The organism is Streptococcus sp. F0441, from assembly GCF_000314775.2.
Classification (GTDB): domain Bacteria; phylum Bacillota; class Bacilli; order Lactobacillales; family Streptococcaceae; genus Streptococcus.
The window spans coordinates 982,164-1,007,403 of record NZ_KB373321.1; the positions used below are offsets into that span (position 1 = coordinate 982,164).

At 41.1% G+C, this 25,240-nt stretch carries 26 protein-coding genes; 23 read left to right on the forward strand and 3 right to left on the reverse strand.

Features of this window, described 5'->3' with window-relative positions; translation table 11 throughout:
* Nucleotides 1-39: 39 nt before the first annotated feature.
* The 7 genes from pyk to sdbB all read left to right on the forward strand — a co-directional run bounded on the left by pyk (nucleotide 40) and on the right by sdbB (nucleotide 7,067).
* Complete coding sequence (gene pyk, locus HMPREF9188_RS04720; RefSeq protein ID WP_009730072.1) at nucleotides 40-1,545, forward strand: pyruvate kinase; 1,506 nt, start codon at nucleotides 40-42, stop codon at nucleotides 1,543-1,545.
* Nucleotides 1,546-1,702: 157 nt separating this feature from the next.
* Nucleotides 1,703-2,962, forward strand: a complete 1,260-nt coding sequence (locus HMPREF9188_RS04725; RefSeq protein WP_009730073.1) for a UDP-N-acetylglucosamine 1-carboxyvinyltransferase — start codon at nucleotides 1,703-1,705, stop codon at nucleotides 2,960-2,962.
* A gap of 15 nt (nucleotides 2,963-2,977) precedes the next feature.
* Nucleotides 2,978-3,529 carry a GNAT family N-acetyltransferase gene (locus tag HMPREF9188_RS04730; protein ID WP_009730074.1) on the forward strand — a complete coding sequence of 184 codons (552 nt, stop codon included), beginning with the start codon at nucleotides 2,978-2,980 and terminating at the stop codon, nucleotides 3,527-3,529.
* Nucleotides 3,522-4,799 (forward strand): CBS-HotDog domain-containing transcription factor SpxR, encoded by a 1,278-nt coding sequence (gene spxR / locus HMPREF9188_RS04735; RefSeq protein WP_000033801.1) that lies wholly within the window; start codon nucleotides 3,522-3,524, stop codon nucleotides 4,797-4,799. Before HMPREF9188_RS04730 ends, spxR begins: the two co-directional genes overlap by 8 nt.
* Nucleotides 4,800-4,814: 15 nt before the next feature.
* Complete coding sequence (locus HMPREF9188_RS04740; RefSeq protein ID WP_009730075.1) at nucleotides 4,815-5,675, forward strand: methionyl aminopeptidase; 861 nt, start codon at nucleotides 4,815-4,817, stop codon at nucleotides 5,673-5,675.
* A gap of 127 nt (nucleotides 5,676-5,802) precedes the next feature.
* Complete coding sequence (gene ccdA2 / locus HMPREF9188_RS04745; RefSeq protein ID WP_009730076.1) at nucleotides 5,803-6,510, forward strand: thiol-disulfide oxidoreductase-associated membrane protein CcdA2; 708 nt, start codon at nucleotides 5,803-5,805, stop codon at nucleotides 6,508-6,510.
* Between the two features lie 11 nt (nucleotides 6,511-6,521).
* Complete coding sequence (sdbB, locus tag HMPREF9188_RS04750; protein ID WP_000755589.1) at nucleotides 6,522-7,067, forward strand: thiol-disulfide oxidoreductase-associated lipoprotein SdbB; 546 nt, start codon at nucleotides 6,522-6,524, stop codon at nucleotides 7,065-7,067.
* 35 nt (nucleotides 7,068-7,102) lie between these two features.
* On the opposite strand, the gene pbp3 is transcribed toward sdbB, so the two are convergent.
* The gene (gene pbp3, locus HMPREF9188_RS04755; RefSeq protein ID WP_009730077.1) at nucleotides 7,103-8,338 is read right to left on the reverse strand and encodes a D-alanyl-D-alanine carboxypeptidase PBP3; all 1,236 of its coding nucleotides are present in this window, start codon (nucleotides 8,336-8,338) and stop codon (nucleotides 7,103-7,105) included.
* 104 nt (nucleotides 8,339-8,442) lie between these two features.
* Between pbp3 and HMPREF9188_RS04760 the strand changes: the two genes are divergently transcribed.
* The 5 genes from HMPREF9188_RS04760 to ffh all read left to right on the forward strand — a co-directional run bounded on the left by HMPREF9188_RS04760 (nucleotide 8,443) and on the right by ffh (nucleotide 13,260).
* Complete coding sequence (locus HMPREF9188_RS04760) at nucleotides 8,443-9,552, forward strand: AI-2E family transporter (RefSeq protein ID WP_000489824.1); 1,110 nt, start codon at nucleotides 8,443-8,445, stop codon at nucleotides 9,550-9,552.
* 227 nt (nucleotides 9,553-9,779) lie between these two features.
* Nucleotides 9,780-10,976, forward strand: coding sequence for an elongation factor Tu (gene tuf / locus HMPREF9188_RS04765; protein WP_009730078.1), 1,197 nt, complete (start codon nucleotides 9,780-9,782; stop codon nucleotides 10,974-10,976).
* 142 nt (nucleotides 10,977-11,118) lie between these two features.
* Nucleotides 11,119-11,451, forward strand: coding sequence for a putative DNA-binding protein (locus tag HMPREF9188_RS04770; protein ID WP_000402068.1), 333 nt, complete (start codon nucleotides 11,119-11,121; stop codon nucleotides 11,449-11,451).
* 2 nt (nucleotides 11,452-11,453) lie between these two features.
* Nucleotides 11,454-11,669 (forward strand): hypothetical protein, encoded by a 216-nt coding sequence (locus HMPREF9188_RS10690; protein ID WP_000534888.1) that lies wholly within the window; start codon nucleotides 11,454-11,456, stop codon nucleotides 11,667-11,669.
* Nucleotides 11,670-11,688: 19 nt separating this feature from the next.
* Entirely contained in the window at nucleotides 11,689-13,260 is a 1,572-nt protein-coding gene (gene ffh / locus HMPREF9188_RS04780) for a signal recognition particle protein (RefSeq protein WP_000863600.1), read from the forward strand.
* An 82-nt stretch (nucleotides 13,261-13,342) separates the two neighbouring features.
* Here ffh and guaA read toward each other — a convergent pair whose 3' ends face one another.
* Entirely contained in the window at nucleotides 13,343-14,905 is a 1,563-nt protein-coding gene (gene guaA, locus HMPREF9188_RS04785) for a glutamine-hydrolyzing GMP synthase (RefSeq protein WP_000065699.1), read from the reverse strand.
* Nucleotides 14,906-15,045: 140 nt separating this feature from the next.
* Here guaA and HMPREF9188_RS04790 point away from each other — a divergent pair, with 140 nt between their 5' ends.
* The 11 genes from HMPREF9188_RS04790 to HMPREF9188_RS04835 all read left to right on the forward strand — a co-directional run bounded on the left by HMPREF9188_RS04790 (nucleotide 15,046) and on the right by HMPREF9188_RS04835 (nucleotide 24,053).
* Nucleotides 15,046-15,744 carry a GntR family transcriptional regulator gene (locus HMPREF9188_RS04790; protein WP_000936179.1) on the forward strand — a complete coding sequence of 233 codons (699 nt, stop codon included), beginning with the start codon at nucleotides 15,046-15,048 and terminating at the stop codon, nucleotides 15,742-15,744.
* Nucleotides 15,745-15,881: 137 nt separating this feature from the next.
* Nucleotides 15,882-17,168 carry a peptidase U32 family protein gene (locus tag HMPREF9188_RS04795; protein ID WP_009730079.1) on the forward strand — a complete coding sequence of 429 codons (1,287 nt, stop codon included), beginning with the start codon at nucleotides 15,882-15,884 and terminating at the stop codon, nucleotides 17,166-17,168.
* A 14-nt stretch (nucleotides 17,169-17,182) separates the two neighbouring features.
* Nucleotides 17,183-17,494, forward strand: a complete 312-nt coding sequence (locus HMPREF9188_RS10190; RefSeq protein WP_080566831.1) for a CHY zinc finger protein — start codon at nucleotides 17,183-17,185, stop codon at nucleotides 17,492-17,494.
* A 231-nt stretch (nucleotides 17,495-17,725) separates the two neighbouring features.
* Nucleotides 17,726-17,926 (forward strand): F0F1 ATP synthase subunit C, encoded by a 201-nt coding sequence (locus HMPREF9188_RS04800; protein WP_001054552.1) that lies wholly within the window; start codon nucleotides 17,726-17,728, stop codon nucleotides 17,924-17,926.
* Between the two features lie 34 nt (nucleotides 17,927-17,960).
* A complete protein-coding gene (gene atpB / locus HMPREF9188_RS04805; RefSeq protein WP_000392854.1) occupies nucleotides 17,961-18,674 on the forward strand; it encodes a F0F1 ATP synthase subunit A in 714 nt (237 codons plus the stop codon).
* Nucleotides 18,675-18,687: 13 nt separating this feature from the next.
* On the forward strand, nucleotides 18,688-19,182 hold the full coding sequence (gene atpF / locus HMPREF9188_RS04810; protein ID WP_000558540.1) for a F0F1 ATP synthase subunit B: 495 nt from the start codon (nucleotides 18,688-18,690) through the stop codon (nucleotides 19,180-19,182).
* Nucleotides 19,182-19,718, forward strand: coding sequence for a F0F1 ATP synthase subunit delta (locus tag HMPREF9188_RS04815; protein ID WP_000358981.1), 537 nt, complete (start codon nucleotides 19,182-19,184; stop codon nucleotides 19,716-19,718). The genes atpF and HMPREF9188_RS04815 overlap by 1 nt, the downstream gene beginning before the upstream one ends.
* Nucleotides 19,719-19,732: 14 nt before the next feature.
* On the forward strand, nucleotides 19,733-21,238 hold the full coding sequence (gene atpA, locus HMPREF9188_RS04820) for a F0F1 ATP synthase subunit alpha (RefSeq protein ID WP_000996624.1): 1,506 nt from the start codon (nucleotides 19,733-19,735) through the stop codon (nucleotides 21,236-21,238).
* 15 nt (nucleotides 21,239-21,253) lie between these two features.
* Nucleotides 21,254-22,132 (forward strand): F0F1 ATP synthase subunit gamma, encoded by an 879-nt coding sequence (locus tag HMPREF9188_RS04825; protein ID WP_000301231.1) that lies wholly within the window; start codon nucleotides 21,254-21,256, stop codon nucleotides 22,130-22,132.
* An 84-nt stretch (nucleotides 22,133-22,216) separates the two neighbouring features.
* Nucleotides 22,217-23,623 carry a F0F1 ATP synthase subunit beta gene (gene atpD, locus HMPREF9188_RS04830; RefSeq protein WP_009730080.1) on the forward strand — a complete coding sequence of 469 codons (1,407 nt, stop codon included), beginning with the start codon at nucleotides 22,217-22,219 and terminating at the stop codon, nucleotides 23,621-23,623.
* A 10-nt stretch (nucleotides 23,624-23,633) separates the two neighbouring features.
* Complete coding sequence (locus HMPREF9188_RS04835; protein WP_000940837.1) at nucleotides 23,634-24,053, forward strand: F0F1 ATP synthase subunit epsilon; 420 nt, start codon at nucleotides 23,634-23,636, stop codon at nucleotides 24,051-24,053.
* A gap of 43 nt (nucleotides 24,054-24,096) precedes the next feature.
* Here the strand turns inward: HMPREF9188_RS04835 and HMPREF9188_RS04840 are convergent, their stop codons facing one another.
* Complete coding sequence (locus tag HMPREF9188_RS04840; protein ID WP_009730081.1) at nucleotides 24,097-25,110, reverse strand: lactonase family protein; 1,014 nt, start codon at nucleotides 25,108-25,110, stop codon at nucleotides 24,097-24,099.
* Nucleotides 25,111-25,240 lie beyond the last annotated feature (130 nt).

The following is a 25,240-nucleotide window of genomic DNA, read 5'->3' on the forward strand; positions in this document are numbered from 1 at the left end:
GACCATAAAAGGTCAAATTATATAAAGGAGTCACAAATCATGAATAAACGTGTAAAAATCGTTGCAACTTTGGGTCCTGCGGTTGAAATCCGTGGTGGAAAGAAATTCGGTGATGACGGATACTGGGGTGAAAAACTTGACGTTGAAGCTTCAGCAAAAAACATTGCTAAATTGATTGAAGCGGGAGCTAACACTTTCCGTTTCAACTTCTCACACGGTGACCACCAAGAACAAGGTGAACGTATGGCAACTGTTAAACTTGCAGAAAAACTTGCAGGTAAGAAAGTTGGTTTCCTTCTTGATACTAAAGGACCAGAAATCCGTACTGAGTTGTTCGAAGGTGAAGCTAAAGAGTACTCATACAAAACTGGTGAAAAAATCCGTGTTGCAACTAAACAAGGAATCAAATCAACTCGTGAAGTGATTGCTTTGAACGTTGCTGGTGCTCTTGACATCTATGATGACGTTGAAGTTGGTCGCCAAGTATTGGTTGACGATGGTAAACTTGGTCTTCGCGTTGTAGAAAAAGACGATGCAACTCGTGAATTTGTAGTTGAAGTGGAAAATGACGGTGTGATTGCTAAACAAAAAGGTGTAAATATCCCTAACACTAAAATTCCTTTCCCAGCTCTTGCTGAACGTGATAACGATGATATCCGCTTTGGTCTTGAACAAGGTATTAACTTCATCGCGATTTCATTCGTACGTACTGCAAAAGACGTTAACGAAGTTCGTGCAATCTGTGAAGAAACTGGTAACGGTCACGTTCAATTGTTCGCTAAAATCGAAAACCAACAAGGTATCGACAACTTGGATGAAATCATTGAAGCTGCTGACGGTATCATGATCGCTCGTGGTGACATGGGTATTGAAGTACCATTCGAAATGGTTCCAGTTTACCAAAAAATGATCATCACTAAAGTGAATGCAGCTGGTAAAGTCGCTATCACAGCAACAAACATGCTTGAAACAATGACTGAAAAACCACGTGCCACTCGTTCAGAAGTATCAGACGTATTTAACGCTGTTATCGACGGTACTGACGCTACAATGCTTTCAGGTGAGTCTGCAAACGGTAAATACCCACTTGAATCTGTTCGTACAATGGCAACAATTGACAAGAATGCTCAAACCCTTTTGAAAGAATACGGTCGCTTGTCGTTTGTTAACTTGCCACGTAATTCTAAGACTGAGGTTATGGCTTCAGCTGTTAAGGATGCGACAAATTCTATGAATATCAAGTTGGTGGTTACTCTTACTAAGACAGGTCACACTGCTCGTTTGATTTCTAAATACCGTCCAGATGCTGATATCTTGGCAATCACTTTCGATGAATTGACTCAGCGTGGTTTGATGTTGAACTGGGGAGTTATTCCAGTAACCACTGATCGCCCATCAAACACTGATGATATGTTTGATCTCGCTGAAAGAATTGCAGTTGAGCAAGGTTTGGTAGAATCTGGTGATGATATTGTTATCGTTGCAGGTGTGCCACTTGGCGAAGCTGTTCGTACAAACACAATGCGCATCCGCACTGTACGCTAATCTAACATTACAAAGCCTATCATATCAAGCTGTTCAGCTTGAATGATAGGTTTTTTTATCGAAATGGAATGTTTAATCAATAGGAATGGGAAAAAATTGAAAATTGTGGTATAATAGAACGAAAAGACCTTTTTAGTAAATTTTGAAAGAGTAAAACATGAGAAAAATTGTCATCAATGGTGGACGTCCATTGCAAGGTGAGATCACCATTAGTGGTGCTAAAAATAGTGTTGTAGCACTTATTCCAGCTATTATCTTATCAGATGATATTGTCACTTTAGATTGTGTTCCAGACATTTCAGACGTTGCTAGTCTTGTCGAAATTATGGAGATTATGGGGGCAACTGTTAAGCGTTATGATGATGTCTTGGAAATCGATCCAAGAGGTGTTCAAAATATTCCTATGCCTTATGGTAAGATTAATAGCTTGCGTGCTTCTTATTATTTCTACGGAAGTCTCTTAGGTCGCTTTGGTGAAGCTACAGTTGGACTTCCTGGTGGATGTGATCTGGGGCCTCGTCCGATTGATCTTCACTTAAAAGCCTTTGAGGCCATGGGTGCTAAAGTTAGCTATGAGGGAGATAATATGAATTTATCTGCCCAAGGTAAGGGACTTCATGGCGCAAGTATTTACATGGATACCGTTAGCGTTGGTGCAACGATTAACACTATGATTGCTGCGGTCAAAGCTAAGGGGCGTACTGTCATTGAAAATGCGGCTCGTGAACCGGAAATTATCGATGTTGCTACCCTTTTGAACAATATGGGCGCTCACATTCGTGGTGCAGGGACTGATATTATCATTATTGATGGTGTTGAGAAACTTCATGGAACGCGTCACCAAGTCATTCCAGACCGTATCGAAGCTGGAACCTATATTTCACTTGCTGCAGCGGTAGGAAAAGGAATCCGTATTAACAACGTTCTCTACGAGCACTTAGAAGGTTTTATCGCCAAACTAGAGGAAATGGGCGTTCATATGACGGTCTCAGAAGATAGTATCTTCGTTGAAGAGCAGTCTGATTTGAAGGCCATCAATATCAAAACAGCTCCTTATCCTGGATTTGCAACCGATTTGCAACAGCCAATAACTCCGCTATTGCTGACTGCTCAAGGTCGTGGAACCATTATTGATACGATTTATGAGAAACGTGTTAACCATGTTTTTGAATTAGCAAAAATGGATGCGGATATTACGACTACGAATGATCATATTATCTACAACGGTGGTCGTAGATTGCACGGGGCAAGCGTAAAAGCTACAGACTTGCGAGCTGGTGCAGCGCTTGTTATTGCTGGTTTGATGGCTGAAGGTAAAACTGAAATTACAAATATTGAGTTTATCCTGCGAGGCTACTCAGATATTATTGAGAAATTGCGTAGTCTTGGAGCGGATATTACACTCGTTGAAGACTAAACCGTTGAGGTGATTATGAATATTTGGACCAAATTAGCAATGTTTTCTTTTTTTGAAACGGAGCGCTTGTATTTGCGTCCTTTCTTTTTTAGTGACAGTCAAGCGTTTTTCGAGATTGCTTCCAATCCTGAAAATTTACAGTTTATTTTTCCCAGTCAATCAAGTTTAGAAGAAAGTCAATACGCGCTTGCCAACTATTTTATGAAGGCTCCTTTAGGTGTTTGGGCAATTTGTCTCCAAGGAAATCAGGAAATGATTGGCTCCATTAAATTTGAAAAGATTGATGAAATCAAAAAAGAAGCAGAAATTGGTTATTTCTTAAAAAAGGATTCTTGGTCACAAGGTTATATGACAGAAGTGGTTACCAAGCTATGTCAGCTTTCATTTGAAGAATTTGGTTTAAAACAATTATCCATCATCACTCATCTGGAGAATCAAGCTAGTCAAAAAGTAGCCTTAAAATCAGGCTTTAGTCTCTTCCGACAGTTTAAGGGGAGCGACCGCTATACACGAAAAATGAGGGACTATCTTGAATTTCGATATATAAAAGGAGAATTCAATGAGTAAACACCAGGAAATTTTGTCCTATCTGGAAGAGTTGCCAATTGGGAAAAGAGTTAGTGTTCGCAGTATCTCTAATCACCTAGGTGTTAGTGATGGAACCGCCTACCGAGCTATCAAAGAAGCTGAAAATCGTGGCATCGTTGAAACTCGGCCACGTAGTGGAACCATACGAGTTAAGCCAAAGAAAGTGGCTATTGAACGGCTAACCTATGCTGAAATCGCTGAAGTCACCTCCTCTGAGGTTTTAGCCGGTCAGGAAGGGCTGGAGAGAGAGTTTAGCAAATTTTCCATTGGGGCCATGACAGAGCAGAATATCCGATCCTATCTCCATGATGGTGGTCTTGTGATCGTAGGTGACCGTACTCGCATTCAGCTTCTAGCCTTGGAAAATGAAAATGCGGTCCTCGTGACAGGTGGTTTTCATGTTCAGGATGATGTTCTTGAGTTGGCCAATAAAAAAGGGATTCCAGTTCTAAGAAGTAAAGATGACACTTTTACAGTAGCGACCATGATTAACAAAGCTCTCTCAAACGTTCAAATCAAAACCGATATTCTGACAGTTGAAAAGCTCTATCGTCCCAGTCATGAGTATGGTTTTTTGAGAGAAACCGATACAGTCAAAGACTATCTAGACTTGGTTCGTAAGAACAGAAGTAGCCGTTTTCCAGTTGTTAACCAACACCAAGTGGTTGTTGGGGTTGTTACTATGCGTGACGCAGGAGACAAGTCTCCCAGCACGACGATTGACAAGGTGATGACGCGCAGCATCTTCGTAACAGGATTGGCGACCAATATTGCCAATGTCAGTCAACGAATGATTGCAGAAGACTTTGAGATGGTTCCGGTAGTTAGAAGCAACCAAACCCTACTCGGTGTCGTAACACGACGAGATGTCATGGAAAAGATGAGCCGTTCTCAGGTTTCAGCTTTGCCAACTTTCTCAGAACAAATCGGGCAAAAACTCTCTTATCATCATGATGAGGTCGTCATTACTGTTGAGCCCTTCATGCTGGAGAAAAATGGTGTCCTTGCTAATGGAGTCTTGGCTGAAATCCTCAACCATATGACCCAAGACCTCGTTGTGAATAGCGGACGTAATCTCATCATTGAGCAGATGTTGATTTATTTCTTGCAGGCTGTGCAGATAGATGATACTCTGCGGATTCAGGCTCGGATTATTCACCACACGAGACGCTCAGCTATTATTGATTATGATATTTATCATGGGCATCAGATTGTTTCAAAAGCAAATGTTACGGTTAAAATTAATTAGAATCTAGGAGAAAAAATGATAACTTTAAAATCAGCACGTGAAATCGAAGCCATGGACAAGGCTGGTGATTTCCTAGCAAGTATCCATATCGGCTTACGTGATTTGATTAAGCCAGGCGTAGATATGTGGGAAGTCGAAGAGTACGTTCGTCGACGTTGCAAAGAGGAGAATTTTCTTCCTTTACAGATTGGTGTGGATGGTGCAGTCATGGATTACCCCTATGCCACTTGTTGCTCTCTCAACGACGAAGTAGCTCACGCTTTTCCACGTCATTACATCTTGAAAGATGGCGATTTGCTCAAGGTTGACATGGTACTGGGTGGTCCGATTGCCAAATCCGACCTCAATGTATCTAAACTTAACTTCAACAATGTTGAGCAAATGAAAAAATACACCCAAAACTATACTGGTGGTTTAGCAGACTCATGTTGGGCTTATGCGGTTGGTACACCGTCTGAAGAAGTGAAACACTTGATGGACGTGACCAAGGAAGCTATGTATATAGGGATTGAGAAAGCGGTTGTTGGCAATCGTATCGGTGATATCGGTGCAGCCATTCAAGAATACGCTGAAAGTCGCGGTTACGGTGTCGTTCGTGATTTGGTTGGTCATGGTGTTGGTCCAACTATGCACGAGGAGCCAATGGTCCCTAACTACGGTATTGCAGGCCGTGGACTCCGCCTCCGTGAAGGAATGGTACTAACCATTGAACCCATGATCAATACTGGTGACTGGGAAATCGATACAGATATGAAGACTGGCTGGGCTCATAAGACTATAGATGGTGGACTGTCTTGCCAGTATGAACACCAGTTCGTGATTACCAAAGACGGTCCAGTTATCTTGACTAGTCAAGGTGAAGAAGGAACGTATTAAAATAAAGGGAGCTTAGCTCCTTTTTTTGTACCTAGTCGAGATAAAAAGGATAAGCGTAGCAGACTTCTTACAATTTTTTTCTTTTATAGTAAAATAAGATTAGAATTTTGAGAAAGTAGGTAATTCGTTGGAGTCGATTATATTTCTAGTATCCGTTTTTTTAGCAGGTATTCTGTCCTTCTTTTCACCCTGCATCTTTCCTTTGCTACCTGTCTATGCTGGTATTTTACTGGATGATCAGGGAAATTCGAAAAGTTTCCGCTTTTTTGGAAGAGACGTTGCCTGGTCAGGCTTAATTCGGACCTTGTGTTTTATTGCAGGAATCTCCCTCATTTTCTTTATTCTAGGATTTGGAGCTGGATTCCTAGGGCACATGCTCTATGCAGACTGGTTTCGTTATGCTATGGGGACAGTCATTATTCTTTTAGGGCTTCACCAGATGGAAATCTTGCATTTCAATAAACTGGAGGTTCAAAAGACAGTCACCTTCAAACAATCAAAGTCTAATCACTATCTGTCAGCCTTTTTACTTGGGATAACCTTTAGTTTTGGTTGGACCCCTTGTATCGGACCAGTATTAAGTTCGGTCTTAGCTCTAGCGGCTTCAGGAGGGAGTGGTGCTTGGCAAGGAGCCATACTAACCTTAGTGTACACATTGGGGATGGCTCTTCCTTTCCTTGTTTTGGCCTTAGCTTCGGGCTGGATTATGCCCTATTTTAGTAAATTAAAACCCCATATGATTCTACTAAAGAAAATCGGGGGAGCTTTGATTATTTTGATGGGATTATTATTAATGCTAGGGCAGTTAAATGCCTTGTCAGGAATTCTTGGATAAAAGGAGAAAAAATGAAAAAAGTTATTTTTGCTGGATTGAGCCTCATGTCTCTATTCTTGTTGATTGCCTGTGGTGAAAAAGAAACCAAACAGACAAGCAGTCCAAAACAACCTGCTGTACAACAAATCGCAGTGGGTAAGGATGCGCCAGACTTTACCTTGCAGTCTATGGATGGCAAAGAAGTGAAGTTATCAGACTATAAAGGGAAAAAGGTCTATTTGAAATTCTGGGCATCTTGGTGTGGACCATGTAAAAAAAGCATGCCTGAGCTGATGGAATTAGCTGCCAAACAAGATCGAGACTTTGAAATCTTGAGTGTCATTGCACCAGGTCTACAAGGTGAAAAAACAGTTCAAGACTTTCCAAAATGGTTTCAAGAACAAGGCTACAAGGATATACCAGTTTTGTATGATACCCAAGCAACCGCCTTTCAAGCCTACCAAATTCGTAGTATTCCAACGGAATACTTGATTGACAGTCAGGGTAAAATCGGGAAAATTCAGTTCGGTGCTATTAGCAATGCAGATGCGGAAGCAGCTTTTAAAGAGATGAAATGAAATAAAGAAAAAATCGCGATTGTTCGCGATTTTTTTTATAGTTTTTCATTGATAAAGCGGATAAATTGATTCCACCAAACCTTCAAAAAGAAGGCTTTTTCTACTTTCTTTTCAGCGACCATTTCAAAAGAAGGTTTTTCAGAAGTGAGATAACCTTGACCGACCAAATCCTGATCGTCATAGGTTAGAGTACCGACAACCTTGCCTTCTTCCAGTGGGGCTATTTCTGATTTTGGTGTGAATTGAAGAGCTGATGTTGTTTCACTTCCAACTCGTTGGACGATTGCAATATCTGACTTAGCAATTGCGGCTACCTTATCTTCTTTCCCGTCAAGGACTGTCACTTTACTATCTTTGTAGGTTTCGCCTTTCTGAACGACAGTTTTTAAAGCAAAGTTCGCAGAAACATAATCTAAAAGTGAAGAAGTTGCAGTAAAACGTGCATAAGGGTTGCTATCTTGTTGGTCCGCATTTAAAACAACCGTAATGATACGCATTCCTTTTTCAACGGTTGTTCCAACGAAAGAGGCACCGGCTTTGTCGGTAGTACCTGTTTTCAAACCGTCGACACCACCACGATAGGCTGGCATTCCTTCCAACATATAGTTGGTTGAGTGGATTTCAAGTCCAGCAAAAGTAGAAGTTGGCTTTTTAGTGATTTCCAAAACTTGAGGATAATCTCGGATGAGATTACGAGCGACGATTGCAACGTCGTATGCACTCAACTTGTTTTCATCGTCTTTTTTAGAACCAGGATAGATATTATCGCCAAGGGTCTCATTATTTAAACCAGTAGTGTTTACAATAGTAGCATCTTGGATTCCCCATTCAAGAAGTTTAGCCCTCATCTTGTCTACAAAGTCTTTCTCAGAACCAGCAATCTTTTCTGCTAGCGCAATCGCAGCGCTGTTTGCACTGGATACCATTGTAGCCTCTAATAGTTGTTCAACAGTATAATTTCGAGCTTCCATAGGGACGTTACTGGCCTCAGAATTAGTTGTAAGTTTGTAAGGATAGTCCGAAATATCAACAGGTGTTGATAGACTGATAGTCCCTTGTTCCAAGGCTTCATAGACCAAATAAACTGTAACTAGTTTCGTAATAGAAGCAATTTCTACAGGCTGATTTGCATCTTTTTCGTAGAGGATTTTTCCAGTTGTAGCCTCGACAGCAATGGCATGTTTAGCAGCAACGTCAAACTCCTGAGCAGAAACAGTAGAAGCTGTTCCAAAAACAAAAAGTGTTATAAAAGATAAAATTATTTTTTTCATATTAGCTTTATTTTATCATAAAGAAAAAAAATATTCTCGCTTTTTTACTAAAGCCATCTTATCTTTTTAAGAAATATGATAAAATAGAGACAAGGAGGATGCCTATGTTCCGTAGAAACAAATTATTTTTTTGGACAGCTGAAATTTTATTATTAACACTGATTTTCTATCTTTGGAGAGAAATGGGTGCCATCATTACTCCCTTTGTGACGGTTGTGAATACCATCATGATTCCATTTTTGCTTGGTGGATTTTTTTACTACATTACCAATCCAATCGTTACCTTTTTAGAAAAGAGATGTAAGATTAATCGTCTAATTGGTGTCTTGGTCACTCTCTGTGCTTTAATTGGTGCCATCGTTGTAGGTGTTGTTTATCTCTTACCGATTTTGATTAATCAGTTGACAAGCTTGATTATTTCTAGTCAAAACATCTATAGTAGACTACAAGATTTGATCATTGATTTGTCCATGAATCCAGTCTTCCAAAATATTGATATTCAACAAACCATTCAACAACTTAATCTCTCCTATGTGGATATCCTACAGAATATTCTGAATAGCGTCAGCAACAGTTTAGGAAGCGTCCTTTCAGCCTTGTTTAGTACAGTTCTGATTCTCATTATGACCCCCGTCTTCTTGATTTATTTCTTGTTAGATGGACGTAAGTTGCTGCCTATGTTGGAACGAACTGTCTTAAAACATGACAAATTAAATCTCTCTAGCCTCTTAACCAATCTCAATGCAACTATAGCGCGCTACATCAGTGGAATTGCAATTGATGCCGTTATTATCGGATGTTTAGCCTATATTGGTTATAGCGTTATCGGCTTAAAGTACGCTCTTGTTTTTGCTATTTTCTCTGGAATCGCAAATTTGATTCCTTATGTTGGTCCAAGTATAGGCTTGATTCCGATGGTGATTGCCAATGTGTTCACGGATCCTCATCGTATGTTGATTGCGGTTGCTTATATGCTTATTATTCAACAGATTGATGGAAATGTTCTCTATCCACGTATCGTTGGAGGGGTTATGAAAGTACACCCGATTACGATTTTGGTACTCCTCTTACTGTCAAGTAATATCTACGGCGTCATAGGGATGATTGTAGCAGTGCCAACCTATTCTATTCTCAAAGAAATCACTAAGTTCTTGGCGAAATTATATGAAAATCATAAGGAAGCTAAAGAACTGGAAAAATCAGAATCTATTTAGAATCAGGGGAACCTGATTTTTTTGTGAGCATAATATCGCTAGAATGAAATAAGCTTGAATTGTATAAAGAAGCAGAAGAACAGCACTTTGTAAGATTCAGATTAATTCATAAAATATGTGTAAAACACTTGCAATTTAGCAGAAATTTGATAAAATAGTAAGGAAAGTTAGACTGTATTGCCTACTGTCTATCTATAAAATATATTTTATTGGAGGCTTTTACTCAAATGGCAAAAGAAAAATACGATCGTAGTAAACCACACGTTAACATTGGTACTATCGGACACGTTGACCACGGTAAAACTACTTTGACTGCAGCTATCACAACTGTTTTGGCACGTCGCTTGCCTTCAGCAGTTAACCAACCTAAAGACTATGCGTCTATCGATGCTGCTCCAGAAGAACGCGAACGCGGTATCACTATCAACACTGCGCACGTTGAGTATGAAACTGCAAAACGTCACTATGCTCACATCGACGCTCCAGGACACGCGGACTACGTTAAAAACATGATCACTGGTGCCGCTCAAATGGACGGAGCTATCCTTGTAGTAGCTTCAACTGACGGACCAATGCCACAAACTCGTGAACACATCCTTCTTTCACGTCAAGTTGGTGTTAAACACCTTATCGTCTTCATGAACAAAATTGACTTGGTAGACGACGAAGAATTGCTTGAATTGGTTGAAATGGAAATCCGTGACCTCTTGTCAGAATACGACTTCCCAGGCGACGATCTTCCAGTTATCCAAGGTTCAGCTCTTAAAGCACTTGAAGGTGATACTAAATATGAAGACATCATCATGGAATTGATGGATACTGTTGATGAGTACATCCCAGAACCAGAACGTGATACAGATAAACCATTGCTTCTCCCAGTCGAAGACGTATTCTCAATCACTGGACGTGGTACTGTTGCTTCAGGACGTATCGACCGTGGTACTGTTCGTGTCAACGACGAAATCGAAATCGTTGGTATCAAAGACGAAACTCAAAAAGCAGTTGTTACTGGTGTTGAAATGTTCCGTAAACAACTTGATGAAGGTCTTGCCGGAGATAACGTAGGTGTACTTCTTCGTGGTATTCAACGTGACGAAATCGAACGTGGACAAGTTATCGCTAAACCAGGTTCAATCAACCCACACACTAAATTCAAAGGTGAAGTCTACATCCTTACTAAAGAAGAAGGTGGACGTCACACTCCATTCTTCAACAACTACCGCCCACAATTCTACTTCCGTACTACTGACGTTACAGGTTCAATCGAACTTCCAGCAGGTACTGAAATGGTAATGCCTGGTGATAACGTGACTATCGACGTTGAGTTGATCCACCCAATCGCCGTAGAACAAGGTACTACATTCTCTATCCGTGAGGGTGGACGTACTGTTGGTTCAGGTATGGTTACAGAAATCGAAGCTTAATTCGATTAAGTTCCCAGAAGAAGAATTATTTAAGTCAGACATTAAAAGAATCTTGCTTTGCAAGGTTCTTTTTTTAGTTCTATTTTTGTAAGAAGGCCTTCTAGTATAGCTATATGATAGATTTTTTGGTATAATAAAGGTTATGGAAATCGAAAAAACCAATCGCATGAATGCACTTTTTGAATTTTATGCTGCGCTTTTGACAGATAAGCAGATGAATTATATTGAACTCTACTATGCAGATGATTACAGTCTTGCGGAGATTGCTGAAGAGTTCGGTGTTAGTCGCCAAGCTGTTTATGATAATATCAAGCGGACGGAAAAGATTCTAGAAGATTATGAGATGAAATTGCACATGTATTCGGACTATATTGTCCGCAGTCAGATTTTTGATCAGATCTTGGAGCGTTATCCCAAGGATGACTTTCTGCAGGAGCAGATAGAAGTTTTAACAAGCATTGATAATAGAGAATAAGTGTGGGAAGTATAGTCATCTACAAAGGTATACCCTGTACACTATTAGCTGCTGAGGACCCTTTTCCCATAAGACTACAAATCCTCTCACCTGATTCTATCTCCCGAGCTCTTCAAGAGGGATTTAGCTGTTGGGGATATCCAAATGAGATAATGAAAGAAGTCACTCCAGAAGAACTTGTTTGTTTACAAGATTTTGGACGTTTTCCACCGAATTAATGAAACATAGGAGAAAAAAATGGCATTTGAAAGTTTAACAGAACGTTTGCAGAACGTCTTTAAAAATCTACGTAAAAAGGGAAAAATTTCTGAGGCTGATGTCCAAGAAGCAACCAAAGAGATTCGTTTGGCCTTGCTGGAAGCTGACGTTGCCTTGCCTGTTGTAAAGGATTTTATCAAGAAGGTTCGTGAGCGTGCAGTAGGGCACGACGTCATTGATACCCTTAATCCAGCACAACAGATTATCAAAATCGTTGATGAGGAACTGACGGCTGTTTTAGGTTCCGATACGGCAGAGATTATCAAGTCACCAAAAATTCCTACGATTATTATGATGGTCGGTTTGCAAGGGGCTGGTAAAACGACCTTTGCTGGTAAGCTGGCTAATAAACTCAAGAAGGAAGAAAATGCTCGTCCTTTGATGATTGCGGCAGATATTTATCGTCCAGCAGCCATCGATCAGCTGAAAACACTTGGACAACAGATTGATGTTCCTGTCTTTGCACTTGGAACAGAGGTTCCAGCTGTTGAGATTGTTCGTCAAGGTTTGGAGCAAGCACAAGCCAATCATAACGACTATGTCTTGATCGATACGGCAGGTCGTTTACAGATTGATGAACTTCTCATGAATGAGCTTCGTGACGTAAAAGCATTGGCCCAACCAAACGAAATTCTACTTGTAGTGGACGCCATGATTGGTCAGGAGGCGGCTAATGTTGCCCGTGAGTTTAATGCTCAGTTAGAAGTGACTGGTGTTATCCTTACCAAGATTGATGGGGATACTCGTGGTGGTGCGGCTTTGTCTGTTCGCCACATCACTGGTAAACCTATCAAGTTCACTGGTACGGGTGAAAAGATTACAGATATCGAAACCTTCCACCCAGACCGTATGTCAAGCCGTATCCTTGGCATGGGGGATATGCTGACCTTGATTGAGAAAGCTTCTCAGGAATACGATGAGCAGAAAGCCCTTGAAATGGCTGAAAAGATGCGTGAAAACACCTTTGATTTCAATGATTTCATTGATCAATTGGATCAGGTGCAAAACATGGGGCCTATGGAAGACTTGCTCAAGATGATTCCAGGTATGGCTAACAATCCTGCCCTTCAAAATATGAAGGTGGATGAGCGCCAGATTGCGCGCAAACGTGCCATCGTATCTTCGATGACACCTGAAGAACGTGAAAACCCTGATTTGTTAAATCCAAGTCGTCGCCGTCGTATTGCTGCAGGTTCTGGAAATACCTTTGTCGAAGTCAATAAATTCATCAAGGACTTTAACCAGGCCAAACAGCTCATGCAAGGTGTCATGTCTGGTGATATGAACAAGATGATGAAACAAATGGGCATCAATCCAAATAACCTCCCTAAAAATATGCCAAATATGGGAGGAATGGATATGTCTGCCCTTGAAGGAATGATGGGGCAAGGTAGTATGCCGGATATGTCAGCTCTCGGAGGAGCAGGCATGCCAGATATGACCCAGATGTTTGGTGGCGGACTTAAAGGTAAAATTGGCGAATTCGCCATGAAACAGTCTATGAAACGCATGGCCAACAAAATGAAAAAAGCGAAGAAGAAACGCAAATAAAAAAAGGAAAGCAGAAATGCTTTCCCTGCATATAAAAAAGAACTCTGAATCTGATTCAGAGTTCTTTTTAAGTGCGATTGGCCTATTCCCACTCAACGGTTGCAGGTGGTTTACTTGTAATATCGTAGACGATGCGGTTAACGTGGTCCACTTCGTTGACGATACGTACAGAAATCTTTTGAAGGACTTCCCAAGGAATCTTGGCAAAGTCAGCTGTCATACCATCGATAGAAGTGATAGCACGAATGGCAATCGTGTAGTCATAAGTACGACCATCACCCATAACACCAACTGAACGAACGCCTGTGTTGACAGTGAAATATTGCCAGATATCACGGTCAAGTCCAGCTTTAGCGATTTCTTCACGAAGGATAGCATCAGACTCACGAACAGTTTCTAGTTTTTCTTCAGTGATTTCACCCATGACACGGATAGCGAGACCTGGTCCTGGGAATGGTTGGCGCCATACGATGTGGTCTGGCATACCAAGCTCTGTACCGAGGGCACGGACTTCGTCTTTATAAAGAGTGTTCAATGGTTCAATCAATTCAAACTGCATGTCTTCTGGAAGACCACCAACGTTGTGGTGTGACTTGATGGTTTGGGCTGTATCTGTACCAGACTCAATCACGTCAGTGTAAAGCGTTCCCTGAGCAAGGAATTTTACATCTTTTAGCTTGCTTGCTTCGTCATCAAAGACATAAACAAATTCGTTACCAATGATTTTCCGTTTTTGCTCAGGATCAGAAACGCCAGTAAGTTTGTCAAGGAAGCGTTTTGCAGCGTCTGCTTTGACGATATTCAAACCAAACTTACCACCAAGCATGTCCATAACTTGGTCAGCCTCTCCCTTACGGAGAAGACCGTGATCTACAAAGATACAGATTAATTGATCACCGATTGCTTTTTGAAGAAGAACCCCAACAACAGAAGAGTCAACACCACCTGATAGACCTAGAAGAACACGCTTGTCACCTACAGTTTCACGGATTTTCTTGATCTGCATGTCGATGAAGTTGTCCATTGACCAGTCGCCTTTAGCCTTACAGATGTTAAGGGCAAAGTTGCGAAGGATATCATTTCCGTATACAGAATGGCGCACTTCTGGGTGGAATTGGATACCGTAAATGTGCTTTTCTGGGTTTTCAATAGCTGCATAAGGACAGTCAGCAGAAGTGCCAGTACGAACAAAATCAGCTGGAATCTCTGTAACAGCATCGCCATGACTCATCAAAACAATCTGTTCTTCAGGAGTCCCTTCAAAGAGGGCAGAAGTGGTATGAGTAAGTGGTGATTGGCCATACTCGCGGTTACCAGCATCACCTGCAGGAACAACTTTTCCTCCAAGTTTATGAGTTAAAAGTTGCATACCGTAGCAGATTCCCAAAATTGGAATGCCAAGTTCAAAAATTTCTGGGTCAATATCAAATGAACCATCTTCGTATACAGAATTTGGTCCGCCAGAGAGGATAATCCCTACAGGGTTAATCGCACGAACCTCTGCAGCTGAGATTTTGTGACTTTTTAGCTCAGAAAAAACACCAATTTCACGAATACGGCGTGAAATCAGCTGGTTGTATTGGCTACCATAGTCCAGCACGATGATTTTTTCGACATCTTGCAAATCAGTTGAAATGTTGCTCATCTTTTTCCTTTCTCAAAAGAAATATCTTTTTCAATATTCTATCACAAATAGGGGCGAATTACCAACTAAACAAGGCAAAGTTTGACTTTTTCTTAGCAAATACGGTACAATGGAGAAAATAAAGAAAAGAAGTGAGAATCATGTTACCAGCTTATATGAAAATCCACGATCAGATCAAGAAGGATATAGATGAGCATCATTGGAAAATCGGAGAGAGGCTTCCAAGTGAGCGAGATTTAGCTGAACAGTTTCAAGTTAGCCGGATGACATTACGCCAAGCTATCTCTCTCTTGGTTGAGGAAGGAGTTTTGGAGCGTCGTGTAGGAAGTGGGACTTTTGTCTCTAGCACTCGTGTCCAAGAAAAAATGCGAGGAACAACCAGTTTTACGGAGATTGTCAAATCTCAGGGGAAAGTACCTTCCAGCCAACTCATTTCTTACAGAAGAACCATTCCAAATGAGCAAGAGGTCGCAAAGCTGGGGATTACTCCAACAGAGAATATTATCCGCATGGAACGGGTGCGTTATGCTGACCAAGTTCCTCTAGTCTATGAGGTCGCATCCATTCCTGAGAAATTTATTAAGGATTTCAAAAAAGAAGAAATCACCAGTCACTTTTTTCAAACCTTGCAGCAGTATGGCTACCGGATTGGCAAATCCCAACAGACCATTTATGCGAGATTGGCTAAGGAAAAAATTGCTGACTATTTAGAAGTCGAAAAGGGGCATGCGATTTTAGCCTTGACTCAGGTTTCTTATCTTGAAGATGGGACAGCTTTTGAATATGTAAAGAGTCAATACGTGGGTGAACGCTTTGAATTTTATCTTGAAAATAACTAGTCTAGAAAGGCTAGTTTTTTGTTTTCTTAAAAGATTAGAATTGTCAAAACAATCTGTCTAGGCTTGATTTTATCCTTTATTTACTATAAAATGAGAAGGAAAAACGTCAAACTTTTATATTGCAAATAGGAGAAAAAATGACAAAAACATTAAAACGTCCTGAGGTTTTATCGCCTGCAGGGACTTTAGAGAAGCTAAAAGTGGCTGTTCGGTATGGAGCTGATGCTGTTTTTATAGGTGGACAAGCTTATGGTCTTCGTAGCCGTGCAGGAAACTTCACCTTTGAACAGATGGAAGAAGGCGTGCAGTTCGCTGCCGAGTATGGTGCCAAGGTCTATGTAGCTGCCAACATGGTTATGCACGAAGGAAATGAAGCTGGGGCTGGTGAGTGGTTCCGTAAGTTGCGTGACATTGGGATTGCGGCAGTTATCGTGTCAGATCCGGCCTTGATTATGATTGCAGCAACAGAAGCACCAGGTCTTGAAATCCACCTCTCTACCCAAGCCAGTGCGACGAACTATGAAACGCTTGAATTTTGGAAAGAACTGGGCTTGACTCGTGTCGTTTTGGCGCGTGAGGTTTCAATGGAAGAATTGGCAGAGATTCGCAAACGCACTGATGTAGAAATTGAAGCCTTTGTTCACGGAGCCATGTGTATTTCCTACTCAGGTCGCTGTACGCTATCAAACCACATGAGTATGCGTGATGCCAACCGTGGTGGTTGTTCGCAGTCTTGCCGTTGGAAATACGACCTTTACGACATGCCTTTTGGTCAAGAACGCAAGAGTCTTAAAGGTGAAATTCCAGAAGAATTTTCGATGTCAGCCGTTGACATGTCCATGATTGACCATATTCCAGATATGATCGAAAACGGTGTAGACAGTCTCAAGATTGAAGGCCGCATGAAATCTATCCACTATGTTTCCACTGTAACCAACTGTTACAAGGCGGCTGTGGATGCTTACCTTGAAAGCCCAGAAAAATTTGAAGCTATTAAACAAGACCTGGTAGATGAGATGTGGAAAGTTGCCCAACGTGAATTGGCAACAGGTTTCTACTATAGCACACCTACAGAAAATGAACAGTTGTTTGGTGCACGTCGTAAAATCCCTGAATACAAGTTTGTCGCTGAGGTGGTTTCTTATGATGATGCAACCCAGACAGCAACCATTCGTCAACGGAATGTTATCAATGAAGGAGATCAAGTTGAGTTTTATGGACCAGGTTTCCGTCATTTTGAAACCTATATCGAAAATCTTCACGATTCTAAAGGCAATAAAATCGACCGTGCTCCAAATCCAATGGAACTCTTGACCATTAAGGTTCCTCAACCTGTGCAAGCTGGGGATATGGTTCGAGCTCTCAAAGAAGGTCTTATCAATCTCTATAAGGAAGACGGGACAAGTGTCACAGTTCGTGCCTAGATAAGGAAAAGTGAATGATTCAAGTGCAAGGATTGTTGGTAGATAATGAAAGCAGATGTGTTCACTATCATGGTGAAAAGGATATTATTTCCCTCCAGTGCTATGAGTGTAAAAAATACTATGCTTGCTATCAGTGCCACAATGCTATAGAAACGCATTTGTTTTCACCTTACCCCTTGACGCTTGCGGAGGATCGACCGATTTTATGTGGGGCTTGTATGAGGACAATAACATTTCAAGAATATCAAAAGCAGATAGCCTGCCCTTATTGCAAATCTCCATTTAATCCAGGGTGTAAACAACACTATTCCTACTATTTCAAATAAAATGAATCTATCCAAGTTCTAAACTTGGATTTTTCAATTTATTTCGGAAAATATAGAGAAAGTGGAAACACATTTCATCATAAAATGAGAAACTTATCTATACAGTGGTATAAAAATAGCAAAAATAAAAATAAATCATCTGAAACGCTTCCAACGTAAGTAAAAAGTTGACAAAAACAAATTTTAGGACTAAACTAAGTAAGTAAATTTTAAATAAAAGGAGAATTCATCATGAATTTAACATTTTTCGGTCTATGTCTTGCCTGTATGGGTGTATCTCTTGCAGAAGGATTTTTGATGAACGGTTTGTTCAAGTCTGCAGCACGCCAACCAGACATCATCCCACAATTGCGTAGTTTGATGATCATGGGGATTGCCTTTATCGAAGGAACATTCTTTGTAACTCTCGTATTTTCATTTATCATCAAATAAAGAGAAGTATAAAATGGAAAAGGGAGGATTCTAGATGGAAGAAAGTATCAATCCAACCATCAATATTGGTCCTGTTACCTTTGATTTAACCTTGACAGCATTGACTTTGTTGTCTGTGGCACTGATTTTTGGCTTTATCTATTGGGCAAGTCGTAATATGACTGTGAAACCCAAAGGAAAGCAAAATGTACTAGAGTATCTCTATGACTTTGTAGTCGGATTTACAGAACCTAACGTAGGTTCTCGGTACATGAAAGATTACTCACTCTTTTACTTGTGTTTATTTCTTTTTATGGTTATCGCAAACAATCTTGGTTTGATGGCGAAACTTCAAACTACAGATGGGACAAACCTTTGGACATCGCCAACTGCAAATCTCCAGTTTGACTTGGCTTTGTCATTTGGAATTATCCTGATGACCCATATAGAAGGAATTCGTCGTCGTGGTATTAAAAAATATCTAAAAGGTTTTGTAACCCCAGGTTTTATGACACCGATGAATCTCCTTGAAGAAGTCACGAATTTCCTATCACTTGCTTTGCGGGTGTTCGGGAATATCTTTGCCGGAGAAGTGATGGCAAGCTTGCTTATTACTCTTTCTCATCAGGCTCTTTATTGGTATCCAGTCGCATTTGTTACCAATCTTGTCTGGACGGCATTCTCTGTGTTTATTTCCTGTGTTCAGGCCTATGTATTCACAGTCTTGTCTTCAATGTATCTAGGAAATAAAATTAATGATGAAGAGTAGAAAGGAGTAAATGATGCACGTAACAGTAGGTGAATTGATTGGTAACTTTATTTTAATTGCTGGCTCTTTTATCCTTTTGATCGTCTTAGTCAAAAAATACGCATGGTCAAACTTGACAAGTGTCTTCGAAGAACGCGCCGAAAAGATTGCTGCTGATATTGATGGTGCTGAACAAGCTCGTCAAAAAGCAGAAACTCTTGCTCAAAAGCGTGAAGATGAATTAGCAGGAAGCCGTAGCGAAGCTAAAACTATCATCGAGAATGCTAAGGAGACAGCTGAAAAGAGCAAATCAGATATTCTGGCTGAAGCTAAGCTAGAAGCTGGTCGCTTGAAAGAAAAAGCTAACCAAGAAATTGCGCAAAACAAAGCTGAGGCTTTACAAAGCGTTAAAGGTGAGGTAGCAGATTTGACAGTTAGTTTAGCTGGAAAAATCATCTCACAAAACCTTGACAGTCATGCCCATAAGGAACTCATTGATCAGTATATCGATCAGCTAGGAGAAGCCTAATGGACAAGAAAACAGCAAAGGTAATTGAAAAATACAGCATGCCTTTTGTCCAATTAGTGATTGAAAAAGGAGAAGAGGACCGGATTTTTTCAGACTTGGATCAAATCAAGCAAGTCGCAGAAGAAGCGGGCTTACCTTCTTTTTTAGCTCAGGTGGCAGTCGATGAGTCAGATAAGGAAAAAACAGTTCGTTTCTTTCAAGACTCTGTGTCACCTTTAATGCAAAACTTTATTCAAGTTCTGGTTTACAATCACAGAGCAAATCTTTTTTATGAAGTAATTGCAGATTGTTTGAATCGCCTTGAAAAAGAGACCAATCGTTTTGTAGTCACGATTTCTTCAGCTCATCCTTTAACAGATGAACAGAAGGAACGTCTGCTCCCATTGATAGAGAAAAAAATGTCTCTGAAAGTGCGGAGCGTCAAAGAACAAATTGATGAAGGACTCATTGGTGGTTTTGTCATTTTTGCTAATCACAAGACAATTGATGTGAGTATTAAACAACAACTTCGAGTTGTTAAAGAAAATTTGAAATAGAAAGTGGTGTTCTTTTGGCAATTAACGCACAAGAAATCAGCGCTTTAATTAAGCAACAAATTGAAAATTTCAAACCCAATTTTGATGTATCTGAAACAGGTGTTGTAACCTATATCGGGGACGGAATTGCGCGTGCTCACGGCCTTGAAAATGCCATGAGCGGGGAGCTGTTGATTTTTGAAAACGGCTCTTATGGGATGGCGCAGAACTTGGAGTCGACAGACGTTGGGATTATCATCCTAGGTGACTTTACAGATATTCGTGAAGGCGATACCATTCGCCGTACAGGTAAAATCATGGAAGTTCCTGTTGGTGAGAGCCTTATTGGACGTGTTGTGGATCCACTTGGTCGTCCAGTTGACGGTCTTGGAGAAATCCATACTGATAAGTCTCGTCCAGTAGAAGCGCCGGCTCCTGGCGTTATGCAACGTAAGTCTGTATCAGAACCATTGCAAACAGGTTTGAAAGCTATTGATGCCCTTGTTCCGATTGGTCGTGGTCAACGTGAGTTGATTATCGGTGACCGTCAGACAGGGAAAACAACCATCGCTATTGATGCTATTTTGAACCAAAAAGGTCAAGATATGATCTGTATCTATGTAGCGATTGGGCAAAAAGAGTCAACTGTTCGTACGCAAGTTGAAACACTTCGTCAGTACGGTGCCTTGGACTACACAATCGTTGTGACAGCTTCTGCTTCACAACCTTCTCCATTGCTCTTCCTAGCTCCTTATGCTGGGGTTGCTATGGCAGAAGAGTTTATGTACCAAGGGAAGCATGTTTTGATCGTTTATGATGATCTTTCAAAACAAGCGGTCGCTTATCGTGAACTCTCCCTCTTGCTTCGTCGTCCACCAGGTCGTGAAGCCTTCCCTGGGGATGTTTTCTACCTTCATAGCCGTTTGCTTGAGCGTTCAGCTAAGGTTTCTGATGAACTTGGTGGTGGTTCAATCACAGCTCTACCATTTATCGAGACACAAGCAGGAGATATCTCTGCTTATATCGCAACCAACGTGATTTCAATCACAGATGGTCAAATCTTCCTTGGCGATGGTCTCTTCAATGCGGGTATTCGTCCAGCTATTGATGCGGGTTCATCTGTATCTCGTGTAGGTGGTTCTGCACAAATCAAAGCTATGAAGAAGGTTGCTGGTACACTTCGTATCGACCTTGCTTCATATCGTGAGTTGGAAGCCTTCACTAAGTTTGGTTCTGATTTGGATGCGGCTACTCAAGCTAAGTTAAATCGTGGACGTCGTACCGTTGAAGTTCTGAAACAACCAGTTCATAAACCATTACCTGTTGAGAAACAAGTAACCATTCTTTATGCTTTGACACATGGTTTCTTGGATACGATTCCTGTAGATGACATTGTTCGTTTTGAGGAAGAGTTTCATGATTTCTTTGATGCACAACATCCAGAGATTTTGGAAACTATTCGTGAAACAAAAGACTTGCCAGAAGAAGCAGTCTTGGATGCTGCGATTACAGAGTTTCTCAATCAATCCAGCTTCCAATAAGAATAGAGGTGTCAAATGGCAGTATCTCTAAATGATATTAAAACAAAAATCGCCTCAACAAAAAATACTAGTCAAATCACCAATGCCATGCAAATGGTATCGGCTGCCAAGTTAGGTCGCTCTGAAGAAGCAGCACGTAACTTTCAAGTTTATGCTCAGAAGGTTCGTAAGCTTTTGACGGATATTCTGCATGGTAACGGATCTGGTGGTTCTACCAATCCGATGCTCATTAGTCGCCCAGTTAAGAAAACAGGCTATATCGTTATTACTTCAGACCGTGGCTTGGTTGGAGGTTATAATGCTTCCATCCTTAAAGCTGTGATGGAGCTGAAAGAAGAATACCATCCAGATGGTACAGGTTTTGAGATAATCTGTATTGGTGGTATGGGAGCTGATTTCTTTAAGGCTCGTGGCATTCAACCAATCTATGAACTACGTGGCTTGGCCGACCAACCAAGTTTTGATGAAGTTCGTAAAATTATTTCAAAAACGATTGAAATGTATCAAAATGAACTTTTTGATGAACTCTATGTTTGTTACAACCATCATGTCAATACTCTCACAAGTCAAATGCGTGTGGAACAAATGTTGCCGATTGTTGACTTAGATCCAAATGAAGCGGATGAAGAGTATAGCTTGACCTTTGAGTTGGAAACGAGTCGTGATGAGATTCTAGAGCAGTTGTTACCTCAGTTTGCAGAAAGTATGATATACGGGGCTATCATCGATGCCAAGACAGCTGAGAATGCTGCAGGTATGACAGCCATGCAAACGGCGACTGATAATGCCAAGAAAGTCATCAATGATTTGACAATCCAGTATAACCGTGCCAGACAGGCGGCGATTACACAAGAAATTACAGAAATTGTAGCGGGGGCTAGTGCCTTAGAATAAGGCTTGCCTCCCTCGTATTAAAATGAACTTAGGCCCTAGGTGAACTAGGAACCGAAAGTATCTTATATAGAATAGGAGAAGGAGATGAGTTCAGGTAAAATTGCTCAGGTTATTGGACCCGTTGTCGACGTCTTGTTCGAAGCAGGGGAAACACTTCCTGAGATTAATAATGCACTTGTCGTCTACAAAAATGACGAAAGAAAAACAAAAATCGTCCTTGAAGTAGCCTTGGAGTTGGGTGATGGTATGGTTCGTACGATCGCCATGGAATCAACAGATGGTTTGACTCGTGGAATGGAAGTTTTGGACACAGGCCGTCCAATCTCTGTTCCAGTAGGTAAAGAAACTTTGGGACGTGTCTTCAACGTTTTGGGAGATACCATCGACTTGGATGCTCCTTTCGCTGAAGACGCTGAGCGTCAGCCAATTCATAAGAAAGCTCCAACTTTTGATGAATTGTCTACCTCATCTGAAATCTTGGAAACAGGGATCAAGGTTATCGACCTTCTTGCCCCTTACCTAAAAGGTGGTAAAGTTGGACTCTTCGGTGGTGCCGGAGTTGGTAAAACTGTCCTGATCCAAGAATTGATTCACAATATTGCCCAAGAACACGGTGGTATTTCCGTATTTACCGGTGTTGGGGAACGTACTCGTGAGGGGAACGACCTTTACTGGGAAATGAAAGAATCAGGCGTTATCGAGAAAACAGCCATGGTATTTGGTCAGATGAATGAACCACCTGGAGCACGTATGCGTGTTGCCCTTACTGGCTTGACAATCGCCGAATATTTCCGTGATGTAGAAGGCCAAGATGTGCTTCTCTTTATTGATAATATTTTCCGTTTCACTCAGGCTGGTTCTGAAGTATCTGCCCTTTTGGGTCGTATGCCATCAGCCGTTGGTTACCAACCAACACTTGCTACTGAAATGGGTCAATTGCAAGAGCGTATCACATCAACCAAGAAGGGTTCTGTAACCTCTATCCAGGCTATCTATGTGCCAGCGGATGACTACACTGACCCAGCGCCAGCAACAGCCTTCGCTCACTTGGATTCAACAACAAACTTGGAACGTAAGTTGGTACAATTGGGTATTTATCCAGCCGTTGATCCGTTGGCTTCAAGCTCTCGTGCCTTGGCACCTGAGATTGTTGGTGAGGAGCACTATGCAGTTGCTGCTGAAGTCAAACGTGTCCTTCAACGTTACCATGAATTGCAAGATATCATTGCTATCCTTGGTATGGATGAACTCTCTGATGAAGAAAAGACCTTGGTTGCCCGTGCCCGTCGTATCCAGTTCTTCTTGTCTCAAAACTTCAACGTTGCCGAACAATTTACTGGTCAACCTGGTTCTTATGTACCAGTAGCGGAAACAGTTCGCGGCTTTAAGGAAATCCTTGAAGGAAAACATGACCATCTACCGGAAGATGCCTTCCGTGGTGTCGGTTCAATCGAAGACGTCATTGCTAAGGCTGAGAAAATGGGATTTTAAGAGGTGATCTATGGCTCATTTAACTGTCCAGATCGTGACACCAGATGGCCTCGTCTATGATCACCATGCCAGCTTTGTATCGGTACGAACTCTGGATGGTGAGATGGGGATCTTGCCACGACATGAAAATATGATTGCGGTTTTAGCGGTTGATGAAGTAAAGGTAAAACGAATCGATGACGATACTCATGTGAACTGGATTGCAGTGAACGGAGGAATTATCGAGATTGCCAATGACATCATTACTATTGTAGCAGACTCAGCAGAACGTGCTCGTGATATCGATATTAGCCGTGCCCAACGTGCTAAACTTCGTGCTGAACGTGAGATTGAAGAAGCACAAGATAAACACTTGATTGACCAAGAACGGCGAGCTAAGGTTGCTTTGCAACGTGCCATTAACCGTATCAATGTCGGAAATAAATTGTAAAATAAAAATGAACTTGCTTAAGCAAGTTCATTTTTATTTTACATTAATGTTTAAATGTGATGCAAACGGCTTCGGGAACTCGGAAATCGTTAGAAAGCTCAGCTAATCGACCAGTTTTAGGATTACGTTTAAAGACGGTTGCATTATCTGAATCTTGGTGAACTGCAATTAGAAATTCTTGGTCAGGAGTTAGATCGAAATCACGTGGTGTTTTACCATGACTTGGAACAATCTCTAATAATTCCAAACTACCATCAGCTAGGATGCTAAATACAGCAATGGAATCATGACCTCGGTTGGATGCATAGAGGTATTTGCCGTCTTTTGAAAGACGAATGGCAGCAGTAGCATTAAATTCCTCATATCCATCTGGCAAAGTCGAAATGACTTGCATGCGTTCAAATTCACCAACACCATCGTAAATCAAGACTTCAATGGTACTGTTGAGTTCACAGATGAGGTAGGCAATCTTATAATGATGATGGAAAACGATGTGGCGAGCACCTGCTCCAGCTTGGCTGTGATAAGTGTAGAGTTTACTTAGTTTTCCTTCTGGGCTAACATCGTAGGTCGTTACTTCATCCGTTCCTAGATCACATGTGACGAGATACTGGTCAGGTGTTAGATCCGTAAAGTGTACATGTGGGGAAGATTGGTTTTCATGAGGACCTTGTCCGCTATGCTGATCTAGATCTGTTTGGATGAGTCTACCATCCGATTGACGTTTATAAACTAGAACTTGACCTTTATGATAGTTGGCCCCATAAACGAGACCACGTTTTTCATCTACTGTCACATAACAATGAGGAGCGCCTTCTTCCACCACATGATTTAACAAAGTGCCGTCGGTCTTGTAAGCAGCGATTCCACCCAAGCCATCCTGGCTCCCTACGGTGTATAAGTGTTGCTGTTGGTCAAAGGCAAGGTAGGTCGGACTTGGTTCAGCAGCAAAGAGTTCAAGATTTGCAAGCTGGCCTGTTTCTGTATTAAAATCAGCTTTGTAAATCCCTTTAGATAAGCGACGAGTGTAAGTTCCAAAATAAACAGTTTCTTTCATGTCCATACCTCTTAATAATGATAAGTTCATTATACCACAAAATGAAATTCTTAACTGACTTTCATCATTTTTTGAAAATTACAGAAAACATCTTAGGGAGATTTATTTAGTTTTTACCTTGCTTTCAAAA